Source organism: Pseudoalteromonas rubra, assembly GCF_001482385.1.
In the GTDB taxonomy this organism is placed as follows: Bacteria; Pseudomonadota; Gammaproteobacteria; order Enterobacterales; family Alteromonadaceae; genus Pseudoalteromonas; species Pseudoalteromonas ardens.
This window is the reverse complement of record NZ_CP013611.1, coordinates 1978478-1999908: the sequence shown is the minus strand read 5'-3', so window position 1 is coordinate 1999908 and position 21431 is coordinate 1978478. Positions and strand designations below refer to the sequence as shown.

General features: G+C 49.0%; 20 protein-coding genes. 14 read left to right on the top strand and 6 right to left on the bottom strand.

What is annotated here, in order from left to right:
- Positions 1–74 precede the first annotated feature (74 nt).
- Positions 75–458 carry a VOC family protein gene (locus tag AT705_RS08840; protein WP_058796312.1) on the top strand — a complete coding sequence of 128 codons (384 nt, stop codon included), beginning with the start codon at positions 75–77 and terminating at the stop codon, positions 456–458.
- A gap of 6 nt (positions 459–464) precedes the next feature.
- Here the strand turns inward: AT705_RS08840 and AT705_RS08835 are convergent, their stop codons facing one another.
- From AT705_RS08835 to AT705_RS08820, 4 genes are all read right to left on the bottom strand, one after another.
- Entirely contained in the window at positions 465–815 is a 351-nt protein-coding gene (locus tag AT705_RS08835) for a DUF2750 domain-containing protein (protein ID WP_049865427.1), read from the bottom strand.
- 188 nt (positions 816–1003) lie between these two features.
- Positions 1004–1582 carry a glutathione S-transferase family protein gene (locus tag AT705_RS08830; protein WP_058796311.1) on the bottom strand — a complete coding sequence of 193 codons (579 nt, stop codon included), beginning with the start codon at positions 1580–1582 and terminating at the stop codon, positions 1004–1006.
- A 137-nt stretch (positions 1583–1719) separates the two neighbouring features.
- Positions 1720–2001 (bottom strand): peptidylprolyl isomerase, encoded by a 282-nt coding sequence (locus AT705_RS08825; protein ID WP_058796310.1) that lies wholly within the window; start codon positions 1999–2001, stop codon positions 1720–1722.
- Between the two features lie 66 nt (positions 2002–2067).
- Positions 2068–2634 carry a glutathione peroxidase gene (locus AT705_RS08820; protein ID WP_058796309.1) on the bottom strand — a complete coding sequence of 189 codons (567 nt, stop codon included), beginning with the start codon at positions 2632–2634 and terminating at the stop codon, positions 2068–2070.
- Positions 2635–2828: 194 nt separating this feature from the next.
- On the opposite strand from AT705_RS08820, the gene AT705_RS08815 reads away from it, so the two are divergent.
- Positions 2829–4784, top strand: a complete 1956-nt coding sequence (locus tag AT705_RS08815; RefSeq protein ID WP_058796308.1) for a sensor histidine kinase — start codon at positions 2829–2831, stop codon at positions 4782–4784.
- A gap of 117 nt (positions 4785–4901) precedes the next feature.
- Positions 4902–6044 (top strand): response regulator, encoded by a 1143-nt coding sequence (locus tag AT705_RS08810; RefSeq protein ID WP_058796307.1) that lies wholly within the window; start codon positions 4902–4904, stop codon positions 6042–6044.
- A 61-nt stretch (positions 6045–6105) separates the two neighbouring features.
- Here the strand turns inward: AT705_RS08810 and queG are convergent, their stop codons facing one another.
- A complete protein-coding gene (queG, locus tag AT705_RS08805) occupies positions 6106–7254 on the bottom strand; it encodes a tRNA epoxyqueuosine(34) reductase QueG (protein WP_058796306.1) in 1149 nt (382 codons plus the stop codon).
- Positions 7255–7257: 3 nt separating this feature from the next.
- Here queG and AT705_RS08800 point away from each other — a divergent pair, with 3 nt between their 5' ends.
- The 11 genes from AT705_RS08800 (at position 7258) to AT705_RS08750 (ending at position 19568) form a co-directional block, all read left to right on the top strand.
- The gene (locus tag AT705_RS08800; RefSeq protein ID WP_058796305.1) at positions 7258–8751 is read left to right on the top strand and encodes a bifunctional ADP-dependent NAD(P)H-hydrate dehydratase/NAD(P)H-hydrate epimerase; all 1494 of its coding nucleotides are present in this window, start codon (positions 7258–7260) and stop codon (positions 8749–8751) included.
- Between the two features lie 8 nt (positions 8752–8759).
- The gene (gene tsaE / locus AT705_RS08795; RefSeq protein WP_058797950.1) at positions 8760–9224 is read left to right on the top strand and encodes a tRNA (adenosine(37)-N6)-threonylcarbamoyltransferase complex ATPase subunit type 1 TsaE; all 465 of its coding nucleotides are present in this window, start codon (positions 8760–8762) and stop codon (positions 9222–9224) included.
- Positions 9217–10563 (top strand): N-acetylmuramoyl-L-alanine amidase, encoded by a 1347-nt coding sequence (locus AT705_RS08790; RefSeq protein WP_058796304.1) that lies wholly within the window; start codon positions 9217–9219, stop codon positions 10561–10563. The genes tsaE and AT705_RS08790 overlap by 8 nt, the downstream gene beginning before the upstream one ends.
- A gap of 3 nt (positions 10564–10566) precedes the next feature.
- Positions 10567–12459 carry a DNA mismatch repair endonuclease MutL gene (gene mutL, locus AT705_RS08785; protein WP_058796303.1) on the top strand — a complete coding sequence of 631 codons (1893 nt, stop codon included), beginning with the start codon at positions 10567–10569 and terminating at the stop codon, positions 12457–12459.
- 60 nt (positions 12460–12519) lie between these two features.
- Positions 12520–13437 carry a tRNA (adenosine(37)-N6)-dimethylallyltransferase MiaA gene (gene miaA / locus AT705_RS08780; protein ID WP_082668957.1) on the top strand — a complete coding sequence of 306 codons (918 nt, stop codon included), beginning with the start codon at positions 12520–12522 and terminating at the stop codon, positions 13435–13437.
- 78 nt (positions 13438–13515) lie between these two features.
- Entirely contained in the window at positions 13516–13779 is a 264-nt protein-coding gene (gene hfq, locus AT705_RS08775; protein ID WP_010383977.1) for an RNA chaperone Hfq, read from the top strand.
- Positions 13780–13810: 31 nt separating this feature from the next.
- A complete protein-coding gene (gene hflX, locus AT705_RS08770; protein ID WP_058796301.1) occupies positions 13811–15100 on the top strand; it encodes a ribosome rescue GTPase HflX in 1290 nt (429 codons plus the stop codon).
- A gap of 91 nt (positions 15101–15191) precedes the next feature.
- Entirely contained in the window at positions 15192–16355 is a 1164-nt protein-coding gene (hflK, locus tag AT705_RS08765) for an FtsH protease activity modulator HflK (protein WP_058796300.1), read from the top strand.
- A 5-nt stretch (positions 16356–16360) separates the two neighbouring features.
- Positions 16361–17239: a protease modulator HflC gene (hflC, locus tag AT705_RS08760; protein WP_058796299.1), complete on the top strand. Its 879-nt coding sequence runs from the start codon at positions 16361–16363 to the stop codon at positions 17237–17239.
- Positions 17240–17487: 248 nt separating this feature from the next.
- Positions 17488–18804 carry an adenylosuccinate synthase gene (locus AT705_RS08755; protein WP_010383986.1) on the top strand — a complete coding sequence of 439 codons (1317 nt, stop codon included), beginning with the start codon at positions 17488–17490 and terminating at the stop codon, positions 18802–18804.
- A 149-nt stretch (positions 18805–18953) separates the two neighbouring features.
- Positions 18954–19568, top strand: a complete 615-nt coding sequence (locus AT705_RS08750; protein ID WP_157576899.1) for a tetratricopeptide repeat protein — start codon at positions 18954–18956, stop codon at positions 19566–19568.
- Between the two features lie 6 nt (positions 19569–19574).
- Here AT705_RS08750 and AT705_RS08745 read toward each other — a convergent pair whose 3' ends face one another.
- Positions 19575–21431 (bottom strand): cation:proton antiporter, encoded by a 1857-nt coding sequence (locus tag AT705_RS08745; protein ID WP_058796297.1) that lies wholly within the window; start codon positions 21429–21431, stop codon positions 19575–19577.

The following is a 21431-nucleotide window of genomic DNA, read 5'->3' as shown; positions in this document are numbered from 1 at the left end:
GTCCGGATCTTAAATCGGTTTACGCTGAACGAAAAATATGCTTTATTTATATTTATTTAGCTTGAAATTTAGCCATGCAGTTTCTGAAAACCGTGATCTACGTCGACAGTGTCGAAGAGGTACTGGACTTTTACTTTCAGGCCTTCGGGCTCAGTGCCTGTGGCCTCAGTGAGGACGGAGACTATGGAGAGCTGGACACCGGACAGGTTTTACTTGCTTTTGCTACCCACCCGGTTGCACAGGCGCAGTTTAAACAAAGCTACATTCGTAGCCAACCTAAGCAGCCAGCGCTGGGTTTTGAGTTAACTTTGGGGTGTGAGAATGTCGCGAAGAGTTATGATAAAGCCGTGGCAGCGGGCGCAGAGCCGTTGTCGCCGCCGACTTTGAAGGGGGAGCACACACAGGCATATGTGCGCTCAATTGAAGGCACCTTAGTGGCGCTGATCAGCGTGGAATAACGGCGCTTATTCTGACAGAGCACGGGCCAGACCAACCGGCTCGATCTCTGTACACACGTTGTCATCATTCCAGTTAAGGCCCAGCAGGGCGTTGTCGTCGCGTAAGTCTTCAATCCATTCGTCAAGCAACTCATCCAGCGCGATGGCAATTGGTTTGAAGTCTGCCCACTCGTCACGGCACTGTGCCTGAGCGCTCTCTTCATTATCCCATAGCAGCAATACGTCCGACTCTTCAAACTGGTTTGAGTCAACCACAACCAGGCCGCCGTCATCTGAGCCTAGTGCCCAAACTTGCTCTTGCTCTTTTGCTGTCACGACAAAATTGACTACTTCCGATTCTAATTCGATGTCACTCATGGTGTATTTCCATAGTTATCGAGCTTATACCAATTTCACTTAATACCTGTTTAATTTGAAAGAGCAAATACGACGCTAACGGCGTTAAAAAATTCCTCATTTAGAACGACTAAACAGCAAAATTTTCGCCTTGTTATCGACCCTATTTTCTCGCCTCAAAATAGAACACTTAATTAAGCAAATTGGTATTATGCTCTGGGATCTGTAAGACGTGCCTCTTCTTGAGGCTGCCATTGGTCATAAAACTGCTCCAGAGCGGTGTACGGTGTTAAGTCGAACAAGTTTCTGAAGCGGATCCAATCCAGCAGGCAGTATAAACTGATCTGAAGATACTCGCAGTTTAAAAATACCGTTTCATGACAGCTTTGATCCAGTACGCGCAAGGTTTCTGCTATTCGCCCGCGTTGCAGGTTAAAAAACAGCTTGTCATCCTGAGTATCAAATTCTGAACGCTGGCAAAGCAGTAGCTCTACCAATGAATCGTTGCAGGCATTGATGATAGTGAGCAGATTTTCCTGTGCCCAATTGAGGTGAGGCAAAGAAAACTTTTGTTGCAGGTAACGGGCAATGACGTTGGAATCCAGGACCGCCTGATCATCAGCAAGCAGAAACGGCAGTTTACGTGCCGGATTGTGCTGGTGAAGGATAGCTCTGCCTTCCTCACTAAAGATGTCCAGTTTGCGATAGTCCAGGGTAATATCATGGCGAAGACAATAAATGCGGATGCGCCTGACATACGGAGATGTATCCGAGCCATATAAGATCATCACTCAATCCTTATGTTGTGGTTAGATGCGCAATGACTATAGCATTACTTATAGACGGGTAGGAACAGGGCAGGGTAGTTTCGTTAGGTCACAAGCAAAGCTACTGACAGAGAAACACTGCCAGTAGCAAACATGGTTTAATCGACCCGGTTGGTGACTTCAAGCAGGTGATAACCAAACTGCGTCTGAACTGGCCCTTGCACCTCATTGAGTGGTGCAGAAAATACCACTTTGTCGAACTCAGGTACCATCATGCCGGGCCCGAACTCACCCAGCTCCCCCCCATCCTGACCAGACGGGCAACTGGAATATTGTTTTGCGATCTCGGCAAAGTCTTCACCTGCTGCAATACGCTGCTTAAGTTCAAGGCATTGGGCTTCGTTATTGACTAATATGTGTCTTGCGCTGGCTAGTGTCATTATCTCTCCATGGATGGGTTAATTATTGCTCATACATTATTCTAATATACTTAGATTTAAAGCGCATTATTTAAGATCAAGTTCTTTTTCGATGGCTGCAATCATAGGCTCCGACATCGGTTTGGTGCGGCTGTTGAACTGCTGGATTGTTTTGCGATCAGCCGAGATTAAATACTTGTAGAAATTCCACATGGGCGCGCCGCTTTGTTCACCCAGGTGCTGAAATACCGGGTTGGCATCGTCGCCACGCACGGCACCTGTCGCCATCATAGTAAAGGTGACACCGTAGTTGATAAAGCAGACCTCAGCCGTATCTTTTTCGTCGTTTTCTTCCTGGAAGAAGTCGTCTGACGGAAACCCTAGTACCACCAGGCCTTTATCGGCATAAGCTTTATGTAATTTTTCCAGGCCATCGAACTGACCTGTAAATCCACAGTTACTGGCGGTGTTGACGATCAATAATGGTTTCCCCTCAAAAGCGCATAAGTCGACGGTATCTTTTGACCTGAGTTTTCTGAATTCATAGCCGGTAAAATCATCACAGACCTTACTTTTGGTGAAATCTGGTGTCTCGCTGGCATACGCGGCATTGCTGGCAAGTAGTGCCATGGATATCAATAGTGGTTTGATCATAGAGGGCTCCCTGAAACGGTTTTAAACTCATAGCCTGAGTATACGTGGCACGAACGTGGTCAGTTCACAGTGTAACGGTTACACGTTGTGATTCAACCAGCGTGTGTTTCGGATTGGCGATTTTTGACTAAACTGAATGCTAGCGGTTGCATCAAGTAACGCAGTAAATTGGTTTACCACAGCAGGGTTTAGTTATGGAAAACAACAAGGTATTAATTATCGATAGCAGCAGTGTGCTGGCTATGAGACTGAAGGTTTTATTCGAATTATTGGGCTGTGAAGTGGTACATTTACACTTTCAGATGTTGCACAAGGTTCAGGACTTCTTTGCGTTTCATGTTATCGCCATCGCCCATGGGTTGCCTGATCACACCTTTGCTGCCCTGTCTGAGCTTAAAGATCACGACCGTCTAATTTTGCTCGCTCCGAAGCCTGAAAACTCGGAGCACGTTGATGCATTCAGCCGCTTAAATCGAATGCTGTGCAATGCCATCGTGATCTACCCCTTTTTTGGTAATAAAGAAATTACGGGGCTGCTCGAACGGGTGCTTGAAACCGGTGATCATGACCGACTTGAGCTGCCGAAAATATTACTGGTTGACCATCGTGAAGGTCGTCTGAGGCGTTTGACGGCCAGCCTGCGTGGCGCACAACTTACGGTTGTGACTGCACACTGTATTACTGAGGCAATGCAACAGGCAAGTAGCCATGATATTGACCTGTTGATTTGTGATTTTAATTTGGCGCAGGGGAGTGGCCTGGATGTGTTCAAGAAGTTGCGACAGGTCCACCGTGATGCGCGTTGTCTGCTGATGACTTCTCGGCAAAATCAGGTCGATATGATGGAAGCCATTCGTCAGGGTGTGGAAGATGTATTAACTAAGCCCGTAGATGAAGGGACGTTGTTGCAGTCGCTGCATAAACTATGGCAAAGCGAGTTACTGCGTCGCCATAATCAAGAATTGGTTGGACGTTTGCAGGATACGGTCGACGCGCTCATTGAGCGGGACAGCTTGCTGCGGGTGATTTATAAGCACACTCCGGACCCCATCATGTTGTTTAATCTTGATGGCTTTGTGATTGAGGCCAATGATGGTTGTACCTCTTTACTAAAACTGCCGGGAGATCAGCTACAGCAACACTCTATTTTTGACCTGTTTGAACCAGCCTCTGTCACCGCACTAAAGGAAGCCATCAACAATGGCAGTATGTTGCGGCATTTCAATTGTGAGCTGGTGTTGCCGCAAAAAGACGGGCCGAGTATTCCATTGATGGGAACGTTTATTGAGATTGACCATCACGGTGAAATTGCCCTGGCCGCGATTTTTAAGAACGTTGCCCAATTGAAGCGAAAACAGCAATTACTCGAAGAGGATAAAGAAGTGCTGGAAGTGGAGGTACAGGCACGCACGGCACAACTTCAGGCGGCTAAAGAGGCCGCAGAAGCCGCGAATATCAGTAAATCTGAGTTTCTTGCCAATATGTCCCATGAACTGAGAACCCCCATGCACTCCATTTTGAGTTTTGCTCGCTTTGGGATTGATAAGTTGGCGTGTGGTGAGATACCGGTGAATAAACTGGAGAAATACTTATCACGCATTGAGACTAGTGGTGAACGCTTGCTGCTACTGCTTAACAATCTGCTCGACTTGTCTAAATTGGATGCTGGCCGCTTTCCCTTTAATCCAGCATCACACAATTTACTCACTTTAATACACACCGCAAAAGAAGATGTATCGGGTCTGGCAATGGCCCGGCATATTCAGATCGAGCTGCAAGCACAAGAGGACAATATTGTGCTGCGTTGTGATGCTGAGCAGCTGACTCAGGTGATGAGAAATTTGCTTGGTAATGCGCTGAAATTCAGTCCCGAGCACAGCGAAGTGAGCGTCATAGTGACGCTTAAAGCGGGATATGTCCATGTTTTGGTGCGGGACAAGGGCGTTGGCATACCAGAAGATGAATTGGAGCATATATTCGATAAGTTCGCTCAAAGCAGTAAAACCAACAGTGGGGCTGGCGGAACCGGACTGGGGTTGGCTATTTGTAAAGAATTTATATTGCTGCACAAAGGCTGTATTTACGCTGAAAATAACCCGGAGCAGGGTGCCTGTATTCATATTGAGCTGCCAATTCAGGTGGAGCACTAGCGCCTTGGGTGATCACTGTCTATAACTAAATAAAAGCTGTCATTGTCGGTGCATTTCTCACGTTTGAAGGTGTGTTTGCAGATGACGGTGCTTTGGAAACGGAAAAGGAACTGAAAAATGGCATTGCAACGAATCCTGGCGGTGGATGATGAACCTTTCAACCTTGAAATCATTGAAGAAATACTCGAAGACCTCGGTTTTGAATTACTGACTGTAACCAGCGGGCAGCAGTGCCTGGATGTTATTGAGGATTTTGCGCCTCAGGTCGTATTACTGGATGTCAGCATGCCGCAGATGAATGGATATGAAGTGTGTAAACAGATTAAAGCCAATCTGGAGACGCAGAATATCATCGTGATGTTTGTGTCGGCACGAGGATCGGTTGAAGAGCGCATGGAAGGCTACGCGGTTGGCGCGGAGGATTACATCGTTAAGCCTTTTGGCCATAATGAGCTGAAAGCTAAATTGCTTAATTTAGGACAGATGTTGCTGGAACGCGATATCCTGGAGCAGCAGGTAGAAGACGCAACTTCTACGGCGTTCAATGCCATGGCGACCAGCAGTGAAATGGGATTTATCGTCAGTTACATTGAACAGATCGGTGCCATTGATGATATTCAGGCGTTAGCAAAGGCGTTGATACAGTGCCTCAGCAATTTCGGATTAAGCTGCAATATTGAGTTTCGGGTCGATGAGCAGCGCCATCATTTTGCCACTGCGGGATTGTGTTCCCCAATTGTAGTGGAGTTGTTTGAAATATTACGTTCGAAGGGCCGCTTGCATGAGTTTACCAGCCGGATCCTGGTGAACTACAATTTGGTGAGTGTGTTGATCCTGAATATGCCCTCAGAAGATGCGGATAAACATGGCCGGCTCAGAGATCATATTTGCTTTATCACCAGTGTCACTGAGCAGCAATTGCTGGCGATTTTGACGCGCAAGCAGCTGCTGTCTCAGCAAGCGGAGCTCAATGATGCCATTTCTATGATCCACAGTAAGTTCACCGGATTGCTGGCTCTGCTTAACAACAATCGCTCTCAGAATGAATCCATCTTTCGCCGCCTTCAGGAGGTGTTTGAGCAGCGGATCCCATCAATGGGGTTGGATGAGGATCAGGAAGTATTTATTTATCAGCATGTCGACGAAGCCATTCAGGGCTCAATTGCCCGGGAAGAGGCCATCATGCAGGTGCGCGATGCATTTGCTGAAATTGAAAGCGATTTGTCATTACTCAGCTCTCCAGCAAAGCACCCAGAATAGCTGAATACGTGTTGTTACAGCAATCTAAACCGTAGCAGTGAGCCAATGCTGGCTCACATGGTTAAGCGTCCCGAGGCAGGCCTTTTTCTATGATCCTAATCAGTCGGGCGTTTTTGCGCTGTTGTTCGGTGTGTTTGGTACGCTGTTGCGCCAGGGCCCAGATAATATGTTCTTTGACCAGTTGGGAGGCGGACTCCAGGCGTGCTTCAAGCACCTGGATTATTTGTCCGTCAGGCTCTGCATTGCCTAATCCTACGGCTAAGTTTCGCAGCCAGCGTTCATGGCCAATGCGGCGAATGGGGCTACCTTCGGTGTTTTTCAGAAAGGTTGCTTCGTCCCACTGGAACAGTGTCAGCAGCTCCTGATCTTTGAGTTGCTGACGGGGATGGAAATCCTGCTCATCGGTGAGCTGGCCGTAGCGGTTCCATGGACACACCAGCTGACAGTCGTCACAGCCGTATACCCGGTTGCCTAACAGCGGGCGGTATTGCTTAGGGATCGGACCCTGTAACTCTATTGTCAGGTAAGAAATGCATTTGCGGGCATCCACTACATAGGGTTCCACAATGGCTCCGGTCGGGCAAAGTGTAATGCAGGCGTTGCACTTGCCACAGCCTTCCTCCTGAGGGTTGTTATCAACCGGCAGGGGCAAGTCAACAAACAGTTCACCGAGAAAAAACCACGAACCGGCTTGTTTGTGGATCAATAAGCTGTTTTTGCCACGCCAACCGAGTCCGGCTTTTTCGGCCAGTTGCCGTTCCAGCACCGGCGCTGAATCAACAAAGGGACGGAAGCCAAACTGGCCGACGTCCTGTTCAATGCGCTGGCCGAGTTTCTTTAATCGGTTGCGGATCACTTTGTGATAGTCCCGGCCCAGTGCATAACGGCTGATATAGGCGGTTTGCTTATTGTTGAGTGCGCGGGCGAAACTGGCATCGGGTGGCAGGTAGTTCATTTTTACCGAGATCACCCTTTGTGTGCCGGGCACTAGTTCAGCAGGGCGGGCACGTTTCATACCGTGTGCTGCCATGTATTCCATCTCGCCATGATAGCCATTATCAAGCCAACGCTGTAGCTGCGCTTCATGCTCGCTGAGGTCTATGTCGGTAATGCCGACTTCTGCAAAGCCAAGTTCTTTGCCCCAAAGCTTAATTTTTTGCGCAAGTTCAGTATAGTTAATATCAACAGAAGAATGAGTAGTGGTTGTCACGGAATGTCTATATCACAAGCAAAATACCTGACTAATTTACCACAAGTTGCCTATACGGCCCAAGCGGTACAAACGAATGAAGCCGAAGCGGCGCGTCTTGCGGGAACCACCTTAAGCGCCTTGATGCAGCGCGCCGGGGCTGCCTTATTTGATTACGTCAGTAGCCTGGCACCGTGTGGTCCAATATTAATTCTCACGGGCAAGGGCAATAACGGGGGCGATGGTTATGTTCTGGCGCGTTTGTGTCATCAGGCAGGCATGGAGGTTACCGTGCTGGCCTTGTTCGATCCGCAGCAACTTCAGGGTGATGCATACGAGGCGTACCAGGCTTACCTGAGCGGTGGCGGTGTCGTACTGGATAGTGTGCAGCCAGACAATGCGCCGGGCTTGATAGTCGATGCGGTCTTTGGCAGTGGCTTTCGTGGTCAGTTGCCCGAAAACGTTGCTGCGGTATTTCGGCACTTTGCATCGTGCCCGGCACACCGGCTTGCCGTTGATATACCCAGCGGTGTTAATGGCTCAAGCAGCGAAGTGGCTTGCGATGCCTTTGTTGCGGATGTCACTATGACCTTCATTGCGCTGAAACAAGGGTTGCTAAGTGGCTCAGCCAAAGGTCATAGCGGCAGCGTGTATCTGGCACAGTTAGGGGTCGGCCAAGAATTTGCTCAGCTGGTGTCTCCCTCAAGTCATTATTTTAGCAAAGAAGCGTTACTGGCAAAGCGCCCAGTGCGGCCCATGGATAGTTATAAAAACCGCTGTGGCCATGTTCTGTTAATTGGTGGCGGTCCGGGGATGGCTGGTGCGATACGTTTGGCAGCGGAAGCCTGTTTACGCGCCGGGGCAGGGCTGGTGAGTGTAGCGACGCACCCGGACAATCAGGCTATGGTCCTGCAAGGCCGTTATGAACTTATGGTGCATGGTGTTGCAAACGCCCAGGCGCTGACGCCTTTACTGGACAAGGCCGATACGTTGGTGATTGGCCCAGGGTTAGGTCAGTCAGAATGGGCGCACGCATTATTCGACGCTGTGCGCTCAAGTGAGCAACATGTTGTTGTCGACGCCGATGGGTTGAATTTACTGGCGAGCCAGCCAATGCAGTGGCAAAATGCGGTTTTGACCCCACATTGGGGAGAGGCGAGGCGCCTGAGCACCGCTATTAAGGCAGACGCTGAAACATCAAGTCGCTTCGGCATGAGCAATATGCTTGCTCAGCATTATCAGGCCTGCGTGGTACTCAAAGGGCCGGGGACTTTGGTTCAGCAGGCAAAGCGGATAAATATCAATCGCTCGGGGTGTGCAGCCATGGCCAGTGCTGGGATGGGCGATGTATTATCTGGTATAATTGCGGCTTTGTTAGCGCAGGGCCTGAGTAAATTTGATGCGGCTATGTTAGCGGTGTATATTCATGGTCTTGCGGCTGAAAAAGCGGCTCATGACGGCGCGCATGGGTTGCTGGCAAGTGATTTATTTGTCCATATTAGAGGTATTATCGGATGAGTGTCGATATGACATTAGAAATTGATCTGGCTGATGAAGCTGCAACCATTGCCCTGGGAAGCCAGCTGGCCAAGTTGATTCACTCAGGTGCGGTATTCTATTTGCATGGTGATTTGGGCGCCGGCAAAACGACGCTAACGCGCGGTATTGTTCAGGGGCTGGGTCATCAGGGGAATGTGAAAAGCCCGACCTATACCTTAGTTGAACCGTATGAGTTGGGTGAGGTCAGCATCTATCACTTTGACTTGTATCGTCTGGGTGACCCTGAAGAGCTCGAGTTTATGGGGATCCGGGATTACTTTGCACCACACGCTGTGTGCATCGTCGAGTGGCCAGAAAAAGGTGCAGGCGTGATCCCAACGGCGGATATGGACATTGATTTGGCCTATTACGGTGCGGGGCGCCGTGCAGTAATAAGGCCACACACAGAACGAGGAAAGCAGCTTACTGAAGCTATAAGTCGATATGCGTAGTGCGATAATAAGAATTAGCTTTACCCTGTTTGCGCTGAGCGTGTTATTGCTCGCCAGCGCTGCACAGGCAAAAAACAAAATCAACGGTGTGCGTGTCTGGCCTTCACCCGAAAGCACGCGCGTGGTGTTTGATTTGTCCAAAAAGCCTGAATACAGCTACTTTATGCTGAAAAACCCGCTGCGGCTGGTGATCGACCTGGAAAATACCAGCAAACTCAAGCAGCTACCGACCTTGCCTAAAGAACACAAAATTGTACATAAACTTCGCTACAGTCAGGCAAAGAGCCGCAACAGCACCCGGGTGGTGATGGAGTTAAGCCGCACAGCCAAGCCCGTTATTTTTGCGCTGGCGCCGACCGGACCATATAAAGACCGTCTGGTTGTGGACCTGTATGGCCAGCAAAAGAGCCTCTACGCGAGTAAATCGACGCAAAGTAAAAAGCGTGAGCTGGCCAAAGACAGAGATATCATTATAGCCATTGATGCAGGGCATGGAGGAGAAGATCCGGGTTCCATTGGACCTGCCGGCACCTATGAAAAGAACGTCACATTACCAATCGCCAAACGGCTTGCCCGCCTGATCGATAAAGAACCGGGCATGCAAGCACGCTTGACCCGCACGGGCGATTACTACATTAAACTGAACACACGTACTGCACGGGCTAGAGAGCGCCAGGCTGACTTTTTTGTGTCTATTCATGCAGATGCGTTTTCGCGTCCAGAGCCGCGAGGTGCGTCGGTATGGATCCTGTCGTTACGTCGGGCCAATTCAGAAGTGGGTAAATGGCTGGAAGACAAAGAAAAGCACTCTCAGTTGCTAGGCGGTGCAGCAGATGTGATTAAAGACACTGCCAACGAAAAATACCTGGCGAAAGCACTGCTTGATATGTCGATGGATCACTCGATGAAAACCGGTTTTAAAGTGGCTGAAGAGGTCGTTGGCGAGCTAAAAAAAGTCACTAAGTTACATAAAAAACGCCCTCAGGCGGCAAACTTTGGGGTGCTGAAGTCGCCAGATATACCATCGATTTTGGTCGAAACAGGGTTTATTTCTAATCCTCAGGAAGAGAAGCAGCTCAAAACCAGCTATCACCAGCAACGCCTCGCAAATGCGATATTTAAATCGATTAAGCGTTATTATCAGCAAAATCCGCCGGACAACACCTTGTTCGCGAGCCTGAAAAATAACAAACCACTGCGTCATAAGGTGCAGCGAGGAGAATCACTGAGTGTGCTGGCTGCGCGTTATGGCACAACGGTGTCGGCGCTTAAAAAGGCAAATCGCTTGACCAAGAACACTTTGTATATTGGTCAGGTATTGACCATTCCGAAGGCGTAAACCGTGAGCATTGAAATTTTACCAGCCAGGCTGGCCAACCAGATAGCCGCGGGGGAGGTGGTTGAGCGTCCCGCGTCAGTGGTCAAAGAGCTGGTTGAAAACAGCATTGATGCCGGTGCGACACGCATTCAGATCGACATAGAGCGTGGCGGTCATAAACTGATCCGGATCCGGGACAACGGCGCTGGGATAGTCAAAGATGAACTGACTTTGGCATTGTCCCGTCATGCAACCAGTAAGCTGAAAACCTTGGACGATCTGGAGTGTATTGCTTCACTGGGATTTCGTGGTGAAGCACTGGCGTCAATCAGCTCGGTATCGCGGCTGACACTGAGCTCCAAACCTGCAGAGCAGGAAACGGCCTGGCAGGCATTTGCCGAGGGCCGTGACATGACGGTTCAGATCCAGCCAACAGCCCACCCCAATGGCACCACCATTGAAGTGAAGGACCTGTTCTTCAATACGCCGGCAAGACGTAAATTTTTACGCACGGAAAAAACCGAATTCAGTCACATTGACGAGCTGATCAAACGCATTGCACTGAGTCGCTTTGACCTGGCTCTGACCCTCACTCACAACCAGAAAGTGATCAGACAGTTTCGTGCCCGACCTGATACATACAGCGTTGAACGCGTTGCGCAGGTTGCAGGTAAAATCTTTGCGCAACAAGCGAGTTTTGTTGAGTCTGGCCATGATGGTTTGAAGTTGTATGGTTGGGTACTGCCAGTGGGTAGCAGCAATCAGACTCAGTACACCTATGTGAATGGCCGCATGATGCGCGATAAGCTCATTTTACATGCTATTCGACAAGCGTTTGAAGAGACTGCAGGGGCCGTTGATACACCCGGGTTTGTGATTTATCTTGAATTGGATCCTACTCAGGTGGATGTCAATGTACATCCGGCTAAGCACGAAGTGCGCTTTCATCAGGCCCGGCTTATCCATGACTTCATCGTTCAGGCTGTCAAACAGGTGGTGCTCAGCGACTCCCCGGAGTTACCTTTACCGGTGGCTGAACCACCGCTGGCGAGCAGCGTTATGAGTGATGTACAACAACCCCATAGCTCGCCAGTATCTGAACAGTTGACTTCACAGGATGCGCGTCAACACCAGGCATATCGTTCACCATTACAGAGTGACTATGGGTCGGTGCAAGACGGTGCTGGGACTTCGGTTCCTGGATCTGGTTCCGCTGCGTTTACGCCCAACCTGGGTTATCGAAGTGGTGCGAAAAGCAGCAACAGTTCAGGCGCTGCTAAGTCCCGGCAAGTTAATGTGAACGAGCTTTACCAGGGGATGGCCACGGTTACTGATATGCCGCAGCTGGCACCGGCAACAGACGAGCAGATAAAACCACAGCGCACGGAAGTAACCCGCTTTCTAGTATTAGCTGAAGGGGCGGTGCTTTTCACCCAGGAGGGGGAGCTCCGGCTAGGGCATTGCCGAGATGGTCTGGTTGAGATCTGGCAAGCGCAAATTGAGCAAGATGGTACTTTGCAGGGCAAAGCCTTGTTGTTGCCAGTGCGCGTGAATCTCAGTGCGGAGGAAATTGCGCGCGTCATGGCGCAGGAATCCTGGCTGACATTATTGGGGTTTGCCATTCAGGCGCATGAGCGTTATGTGATGATTAAAAAGCTCCCGCTGAGCCTATACAGCCTGGACGTACCGCAATGCCTTGATCAGGTGCTGAGTGCTTGCGCAATGCAGGAGCAAACGCTGAATGCCTGGTTAAACTGGTTACAAGTAACCACCCCCGCAGGATATTTTTATTCGCAACACTTTGCGGCAGTGGCAGAAAAAATCATAAAAAATGCCAGAAGCTGTGCTCAAATTGAGGCAAAAGCGGTTACAATAGATCAAAGCAAGTTATCAAGCTTGTCCCAACAAGAACAATGAGTTCTTGTCCTGGCTGCAACCCATGATTGGTTGCAGCACCAACAGCAGTAGAGAAACAGCGTGCAAGCAAAACCCGTTATTACCTTGATGGGGCCAACCGCCGCCGGTAAAACCGCGTTGGCCATTGAGCTCTGTCAGCATTTAAACAGTGAGATTATCAGTGTGGACTCTGCACTGGTTTATAAAGGTATGGATATAGGCACCGCCAAGCCTGATGCTGCTGAACAGGCAATGGCACCGCATCACCTGATCGATATGCTGGATCCGGCTGAGAGTTATTCTGTGGCGGATTTTCGACGTGATGCCATTGCCTGTATCGATCGTCTTCACCAGCAAGGTAAAGTGCCTGTGTTGGCTGGCGGTACCATGATGTACTTTAAAGGGTTGATTGAAGGGCTATCCCCCTTACCGGAAGCATGTCCTAAAGTGCGCGAAACACTGGAGCAAGAAGCAAATGCACAGGGCTGGCCCGCTTTACATGCGCAGCTGACAGCGATCGATCCGCAAGCGGCGAGTAAAATCAGCGAAAATGATTCACAGCGGATTAATAGAGCGCTGGAAGTGTATCGCCTAACGGGCAAAACGATGACGGAATTGCAAAAAGCCAAACAAGCGCCTTTGCCATATCAGTTTCATCAGTTTGCAATTGCCCCGAAGGATCGTAAGATACTGCACGAAAGGATAGAAAAAAGATTTAAAATAATGCTGGATCAGGGCTTTAAAAACGAAGTTTTGGCCTTATATCAGCGAGATGATTTGCATCCAGATTTGCCTTCCATTCGTTGTGTGGGGTATCGGCAAATGTGGGAGCATTTGGCTGGTGAGTGCGATTATGAAGAAATGCTCTTCAAAGGGATCGCTGCAACCAGGCAGTTAGCGAAGCGCCAATTAACCTGGTTACGTAGTTGGCCAGATGTCACCTGGCTTGAAACCGACGGGCAAGAAAACTTGCAACGTGTATTAAGTTCGCTAAGCTAATAGAGGTTGAGGGAATCTTTTTATTCAGATTACTTCAACTATCTCAACATAATAACACCTAGAACGAAGGATAAGAACATGGCAAAAGGCCAATCGTTACAAGACCCATTTTTGAATGTCTTACGTCGTGAGCGCATTCCCGTTTCCATCTTTTTAGTTAACGGTATCAAATTACAAGGCAAGATCCAGTCCTTTGATCAGTTCGTCATCTTGCTTGAAAACACTGTAAATCAAATGGTTTACAAACATGCCATTTCCACTGTGGTGCCTGCTCGTGCTGTAAATTTCCAGAACACTCAAGGTAGTGACAGTGCAGATCATGGCGAAGATGGTAACTTTTAATCGTTTTTAGTCGATAGTAGGAGCGTAATGCTTGTTTGACCGTTATGAAGCCGGCGAACAGGCAGTCTTAGTACATATAGAGTTTCCGAATGAAGGAGATCGAGAAGATCTTCGCGAGCTGGAAATGCTAGTGTCTTCTGCTGGTGTTAGTTGTTTGACGGTTGTGCAAGGCAGCCGTCAGGCGCCTCACCCGAAATTATTTGTCGGGACGGGGAAAGCAGAAGAAATCGCTGAGATTGTCAGAACTCACAATGCAGATGTCATCATCTTTAATCATCAACTCAGTCCCTCTCAAGAGCGCAACTTAGAGCGTGTCTGCCGTTGTCGTGTATTAGATAGAACGACCTTAATTTTAGATATTTTTGCTCAACGTGCACGTACCCACGAAGGTAAATTGCAGGTTGAACTGGCGCAGCTACGGCATATTTCAACTCGCCTGATCCGCGGCTGGACTCACCTTGAAAGACAAAAAGGCGGGATAGGCTTGCGTGGGCCGGGTGAAACCCAGCTGGAAACCGACCGACGGCTGCTCAGAGAGCGGATTAAAAGTATCCGTAAAAGGCTTGAAAAGGTAGCTACGGTGCGCGAGCAAGGGCGTCGTGCCCGTAGTCGTAATGAAATTCCGACGGTGTCGCTGGTTGGCTATACCAATGCAGGAAAGTCGACCTTATTTAACCATGTGACACACGCAGATGTGTATGCAGCAGATCAACTTTTTGCGACTTTGGATCCGACCCTGCGCAAGCTGGAGATAGTGGATGTTGGACCGGTTATCTTTGCTGATACCGTTGGGTTTATACGTCATTTGCCTCACGATTTGGTTGCGGCATTTAAAGCTACCCTGACAGAAACGCGAGAAGCAGATTTGCAGCTACATGTTGTGGATGTGGCAGATCAGAGAAGAAAAGAGAATATAGAAGAGGTACAATCGGTCCTCAAAGAAATTGAGGCAGACGAGATCCCTCAATTACTGGTTTACAACAAAATTGATCTGGTTGACGAGATCAACCCTAAAATAGACAGAGACGAGCAAGGCGTTCCGGTGCGCGTTTGGTTATCGGCCCACACTGGTGAAGGCAGTGAGTTGCTTGAACAGGCAATTTCAGAGCTGCTGGCGAAGAAGATTTTTGCTCATCAGCTCATTGTACCGCCGGCATTTGGCAAGTTACGTGGTGCTTTGTTCAACCTCAATGCGGTCAATGGCGAGTCTTATGATGAGTCCGGAAATTGGCTATTGGATATCAGACTGCCGCAGGCTGACTGGGAAAGATTAAAGAAAGAGCAGGGGCAAGAAATAGAGCAATTTGTGGTTGGGGATTGAAAAAGCCGCATATCGCACGCATTTCTCTATTAGATCTCTGTGTTTTTTGTTAGATTTAGATTAATTCATTTTATAACAATGGAGTATAGCTATGGCCTGGAACGAACCGGGTAATAATGGCAATGATAACGACCCGTGGAAGAATCGCGGCGGTCGTGATCAGGGGCCACCTGACTTAGACGAGGTATTCCGCAAATTCAACAACAAGTTTGGCGGTATGTTTGGCGGTAAGCCAGGCAAAGGCGGTGGTATCGGCGGAGCCGGTACGGTGTTTGTGCTGCTGATTGCGTTTGTTGTTTGGGCACTGAGCGGTATTTACACAGTGAAAGAAGCCGAGCGTGGCATCGTGCTGCAATTCGGTGAATTTAACCGTATTGCCGAGCCGGGCCTGCGCTGGAAAATGACTTTCGTTGAGCGTGTTATCCCCATTGATATTGAAGCGGTTCGCTCACTGTCGGCATCCGGCTTTATGCTGACCGAAGACGAAAACGTGGTAAGTGTTGAGTTTGAAGTACAGTATCGAGTGGTTGATCCGACTTTGTATCGCTTCAGCGTAACTGATGCCGATCACAGCTTGCAGCAAGCACTTGATAGTGCATTGCGTTATGTTGTGGGTCATTCTCGCATGGATCAGGTCTTAACCACAGGTCGTGAGTTAGTGCGTCAGCGCACTTGGGATGAGCTGACCAAAATCATCGAACCTTATAACCTGGGTATCATAGTCACCGATGTGAACTTTAAAGATTCGCGTCCGCCTGCTGAGGTTAAAGATGCGTTCGATGACGCCATTGCGGCACAGGAAGATGAAGAACGTTTCATTCGTGAAGCAGAAGCATATGCAAGAGAAATCGAGCCACGCGCTCGTGGCCAGGTAACGCGTATGACTCAGGAGGCAGAAGGTTACAAAGAGCGTATCACACTGGAAGCACAGGGTGAGGTTGAGCGCTTTGAAAAACTGCTGCCGGAGTATCAGGCTGCCAAGCAGGTTACCCGTGAGCGTCTGTACATCGAAACTATGGAACAAGTGCTGGGTAACAGCTCTAAAGTACTGGTTGATGTAAAAGGCGGTAACAACATGATGTATCTGCCACTAGATAAAATTATGCAGCAAGGTAAGCCAGGCTCTCAGGTCACCTTACCGAACCAGAATGACATCAATCAGCTACGTCAGTCACTAGGTCAGTCACGCAACAGCACAGTTAACAGCAGTGATGATCGTTTTTCACGTGACCGTTTTAACAATGGTGGGAGGTAACTGATATGAAAAACATGACTGTCGTAGGATTGATCATTGCCGCATTTTTGGCTTTCTCATCGGTGTTTGTTGTCACAGAAGGGCAGCGCGCCATTGTTTTACTGTTCAGTAAAGTACAAAAAGACAGCCAGGACAACGCTGTGGTTTATGAGCCGGGTCTGCACCTTAAGGTGCCATTCTTCAGTCAGGTACGTCGTATTGATGCACGTATTCAGACGCTTGATGGTGCGCCAGACCGTTTCGTGACTAGTGAGAAAAAAGACCTGATCGTTGATTCATTCGTGAAGTGGCGTGTGAATGATTTCTCCGCTTACTATCTGCGTGCCAGAGGTGATAAACAGTACGCTGAAACTCTGTTGAAGCAGAAAGTGAACAATGGTCTGAGAACCAACTTCGGTTCACGTACCATTAAGGAAATCGTTTCGGGTGAGCGTAGTGAGCTGATGGAAGAAGCGCTGGTACAGGCATCTGAAAGTGCTCAGGAACTGGGTATTGAAGTACTGGATGTGCGCGTGAAGCAAATTAACCTGCCGAACGAAGTTAGTAATTCTATCTTCCAGCGGATGCGTGCTGAGCGTACTGCTGTGGCCAAAGAGCACCGCTCAGAAGGTCAGGAAAAGGCTGAAATTATTCGTGCTGAAGTCGACCGCCGGGTAACGGTTATGCTGGCAGATGCGGAACGTAATGCGCGTGCCGTACGTGGTCAGGGTGATGCGCAGGCTGCGAAAATTTATGCTAACGCTTACAACAAAGATCCGGAGTTCTTCGGTTTTGTTCGCTCACTGGAAGCATATAAAAACACCTTCACCAACAAAGGTGATGTGATGGTGTTGTCACCAGACAGCGAGTTCTTTGATTATATGAAGAACAAAAAAGGTGAATAACCCCACCTTCGATTGACATCAATAACATGGTGTCAATTGGTGTAAAAAACCTCGCAGTAGCGGGGTTTTTTACATTTTAGTGATGGCTATTTTCCGTCGCTGGCGACACCCCTTGATCAGATAAGATAAAGAAAACCGCCTAAATTCATCAGGATCCCGGCGAGTGCGGAAAAAATAGCCGTAATGGGGTGTTTTGAACGGGCTTTTCTGATAAAATCTGCGCCTAATTTTTTCTAAGTGATTTTGCAATGGGTAAAAACGTCGTTGTATTGGGCACCCAGTGGGGTGACGAAGGTAAAGGTAAGGTCGTAGACCTGCTGACAGATAAGGCTTCTTTGGTTGTTCGCTATCAGGGCGGACATAATGCAGGCCACACACTGGTGATCAACGGTGAAAAAACCGTTCTGCACCTTATCCCGTCTGGCATTCTGCGTGATAACGTAAAATGTATTATCGGTAACGGTGTGGTATTGGCACCAGACGCGCTAATGAAAGAAGTACGTATGCTGGAAGAGCGTGGCGTACCAGTTCGTGAACGCTTGTTGATCAGTGAAGCTTGTCCGTTGATCTTGCCTTACCATGTTGCTTTGGATCAGGCGCGTGAATTGGCACGTGGTAACAAAGCAATCGGTACAACTGGACGTGGTATCGGCCCTGCTTATGAAGATAAAGTAGCGCGTCGTGGCCTGCGTGTTGGCGATTTGTTCAACCCTGAACAGTTTGCGGCTAAGCTCAAAGAAGTGCTTGAGTACCATAACTTCAGCCTGGTTAACTACTACAAAGTCGATCCTGTTGACTTCCAGAAGACTTACGATGAAGCAATGGAAATTGCTCAGATCCTGAAGTCGATGGTTGTTGACGTAACTGAGCTGTTGGACCAAACGCGTCTGAAGGGCGATAACATCCTGTTTGAAGGCGCTCAGGGCACCCTGCTTGATATCGACCATGGTACATACCCTTATGTAACTTCGTCTAATACCACAGCCGGTGGTGTTGCGACTGGTGCTGGCTTTGGTCCTCTACACCTGGACTATGTACTGGGTATCGTAAAAGCCTACACCACGCGTGTTGGTTCAGGCCCGTTCCCGACAGAGCTTTATGACGGTCAGGACAAGCAAGATCCAGTTGGTAAACACCTAGGTGAGAAAGGGCACGAGTTTGGTGCTACCACAGGTCGTCTGCGTCGCACTGGTTGGTTTGATGCCGTTGCAATGCGTCGTGCAATCCAGATCAACAGCATTTCAGGCTTCTGTCTGACTAAGCTGGATGTACTGGATGGTCTTGAAACTATCAAGATCTGTACTGGTTACCAGCTGGAAGATGGCACGGTTACGAACGTGACGCCATTGGCTGCTGAAGGCTACGAGAAAGTCACGCCAGTTTACGAAGAGATGCCAGGCTGGTCAGAAAACACCTTTGGTGCAACGACGGTTGAAGCGCTGCCAGAAGCCGCTGTCAACTACATCAAGCGCCTTGAAGAACTGACTGGTGTACCAATCGACATCATTTCAACCGGTCCGGACCGCGTTGAAACTATGATTGTTCGCAACCCATTCGGCGAATAAGCATTAAAAATAAAAAAAGCTGCTACGGCAGCTTTTTTTATATCTACAATACCACATCATATCTTCCAAGCCTGCGCTGTGGCACATTTATTGTATAATCAATCTTAGTGTGTCACTGGTACGAATCGAATATGAACAAGCATCTAAGCATGATACCTGCGCTAATTGTAAGCACTTGCTTACTTGTTAGTCCTTGCTCTCAAAGTGAAGAGGAGATAGAGGCTGTCCCCTTATACAGCCAGGCTGAATTATTGGAATTGATCGGCCGTAATGCGCATTTGAAGCGCGTTAAAGACGATGAATGCCAACTGGTTCAGGATATTGAAGCCCGCGCCGAAATAATGGCGCTGCCCTCTTACCAGTTTCTGTATGGCGATATGCTGGCCTACGCGGTCTGTGTAGAGCGCAATGTGGAACTTGGCTTATATTATATGCGCAAAGCCGCTGAGCAGGGTTTAGCACCGGCGCTGGAACAACTTGGTCGCTATTATGATCTGGGTAAACTGGTGCAGATGGATAAGCGTATGGCGATCACTTATTTGCGTGAGGCTTCCGTGCTGGGCAATTTGAAAGCCCAGTTACGCCTGGTCGATCTGTTTAATAAAGGCTATGGCAGCCCAAGGGATTATGAGGATGCGTATCGCTGGCTATTCCATGCGGTCGTTGCCGATAAAAAGTTGCACAAGCGCATCGAAACCGCCCTGGCATTGCTGGCGCAGAAAATGCCGGACAGTGTCGTAAAGCGTGCCCGGCTACCTATGTAAACTGGGTTAGTCGCCGAGTTTTTCCCCAATAGGCGCTTCTTTTTGCGCCGGATCTTTGAGTACCGACAGCTTAGGCGGTTGCAGTGCCAGTACGCGCTCCCCGCTGCCTGGCGCATTTTTCATATCCGGTGTAAATGGGCGCACGGGCAAACCATCATCGTTTTTGCCGGCTTCTCCAATGATAAACAGGGGAATGGCTTCTTTGTTGACTTCCTGATATTGCGACCAGGTGAACTCTTCTGACAATCTGGTTGCGCTGACTTTGCCACCCTTGGCCATCATGCTGCTTAACTTGGCGTAGTTACCTTCATCGCCGAACAACAACTGACGAGATAAGAAAGTGGCACTGTCTTTGTTTGCTTTAGCATGGTTGGTTGAGGACTTGAGAGAAAATACATTCTGTTCGCCCAGCAGGTGCGAAAAATATTGCACACCAAGCGCATTATGATGGCGGTTGGGAGACAGCGCCATGACTGATTTCAGGCTGGTCAGGGGCAGGTAACGCTCCGCATGCTCGGATTGCGGGTTACCATAGTAACAGGGCAGTCCGTCCATCCGCGCCATTTTACAGTTTTCCCACGCAGGATCTGACAGGTAAACATCGACATTTTGCTCTGTGAGTCCTTTGGCGATGGCGCGTGATACGTGATTCGCACCTATGAGTAATAAGGTATTGGGCGCAGGCTGTCGAACTTTGAGCAGGCGTGCCAGGGGGGTCGCTGTCAGGCTTTGTAAGATGACTGTGACGATGATCACCATAAAGATCAGCGGTACCATTTTGTTGGCGTCGGGATAACCTGATTGCATCATACTCAATGCGAATACGGAGCCGACCGCCGCAGCAACAATGCCGCGTGGCGCGATCCAGGCAAGTATCAGCCGGGAACGTAGTGGCAGATCACTACCAAAAGTGGATACTGCGATGCTCAGGGGGCGGGCAACAAACAGCACAATGGCTAGAAAGATGAACACGTCGCTATCAAGCAGCATGAGATCTTCCAGTTGCAGCCGTGCAGCGAGCAGAATAAACAGACTGGAGATCAGGATCATGGATAAATCTTCTTTGAACTCAAGCACCGAATCGATTTCTAGATCGTCCTGATTGGCAAGCCAGATGCCAAAAATGGTCACGGCCAGTAGGCCGGATTCGTGGCTCAGGTGGTTCGCGAGGGTAAAGCTGAATAGCACCAATGCCAGAATACCAAACTTATGGAGCTCATAGGGGAGCCATTCGCGACGAATAATAGTCGTGGTGAGCCAGCCTGCAACAATGCCCACAGAAGTGCCTACGCCCAGCGTTGAAAATAAGGCCAACATGGTATGACTGAATACGGCGGCCTCACCGACCTGATTGACGGCTTCAAACACTAAGACAGCAAAGAGTGCACCTATGGGGTCAATGACAATCCCTTCCCAGCGTAGGATCCGATCAATGTTTTTTTGTGGCCGCATGGCATTGAGCATGGGGGCTATCACTGTGGGGCCTGTAACGACCAATACAGCGCCTAGTACTGCTGCCACTCGCCAGTCCAATTCTAACAGCCAGATAGCGCTGGCGGTGAGAATGGTAAACGTGGTGAGCATACCTATGGAGCATAAATTTCTGACGACTTTGCCTATTCCTTTGAGCTCGTGAAAGTGTAACGTCAATGCCCCCTCAAATAAGATAATGGCAACAGACAGGGAGACGACAGGAAATAGCAAATCGCCCAACAGTTGATCCGGTTGAAGCTGACCAGATATAGGGCCAAGCAACAGACCCGTAAGCAGTAAAAACAAAATAGCCGGTACCCGGCAAACCCAGGCAAGCCATTGGGCTAAAACAGAAAATAATGCAATCCCGGCAATATAAATAGCTGACAT

Coding starts and splice junctions, on each gene's coding strand:
- AT705_RS08745 (WP_058796297.1), bottom strand. CDS start 21,431: ATGTCAGCTATTTATATTGCCGGGATTGCATTATTTTCTGTTTTAGCC.
- AT705_RS08815 (WP_058796308.1), top strand. CDS start 2,829: ATGGAAAACAACAAGGTATTAATTATCGATAGCAGCAGTGTGCTGGCT.
- hflC (WP_058796299.1), top strand. CDS start 16,361: ATGAAAAACATGACTGTCGTAGGATTGATCATTGCCGCATTTTTGGCT.
- AT705_RS08800 (WP_058796305.1), top strand. CDS start 7,258: ATGTCTATATCACAAGCAAAATACCTGACTAATTTACCACAAGTTGCC.
- AT705_RS08835 (WP_049865427.1), bottom strand. CDS start 815: ATGAGTGACATCGAATTAGAATCGGAAGTAGTCAATTTTGTCGTGACA.
- AT705_RS08755 (WP_010383986.1), top strand. CDS start 17,488: ATGGGTAAAAACGTCGTTGTATTGGGCACCCAGTGGGGTGACGAAGGT.
- AT705_RS08830 (WP_058796311.1), bottom strand. CDS start 1,582: ATGATCTTATATGGCTCGGATACATCTCCGTATGTCAGGCGCATCCGC.
- AT705_RS08840 (WP_058796312.1), top strand. CDS start 75: ATGCAGTTTCTGAAAACCGTGATCTACGTCGACAGTGTCGAAGAGGTA.
- AT705_RS08820 (WP_058796309.1), bottom strand. CDS start 2,634: ATGATCAAACCACTATTGATATCCATGGCACTACTTGCCAGCAATGCC.
- hflK (WP_058796300.1), top strand. CDS start 15,192: ATGGCCTGGAACGAACCGGGTAATAATGGCAATGATAACGACCCGTGG.
- AT705_RS08810 (WP_058796307.1), top strand. CDS start 4,902: ATGGCATTGCAACGAATCCTGGCGGTGGATGATGAACCTTTCAACCTT.
- AT705_RS08825 (WP_058796310.1), bottom strand. CDS start 2,001: ATGACACTAGCCAGCGCAAGACACATATTAGTCAATAACGAAGCCCAA.
- AT705_RS08790 (WP_058796304.1), top strand. CDS start 9,217: ATGCGTAGTGCGATAATAAGAATTAGCTTTACCCTGTTTGCGCTGAGC.
- hfq (WP_010383977.1), top strand. CDS start 13,516: ATGGCAAAAGGCCAATCGTTACAAGACCCATTTTTGAATGTCTTACGT.
- tsaE (WP_058797950.1), top strand. CDS start 8,760: ATGACATTAGAAATTGATCTGGCTGATGAAGCTGCAACCATTGCCCTG.
- AT705_RS08750 (WP_157576899.1), top strand. CDS start 18,954: ATGATACCTGCGCTAATTGTAAGCACTTGCTTACTTGTTAGTCCTTGC.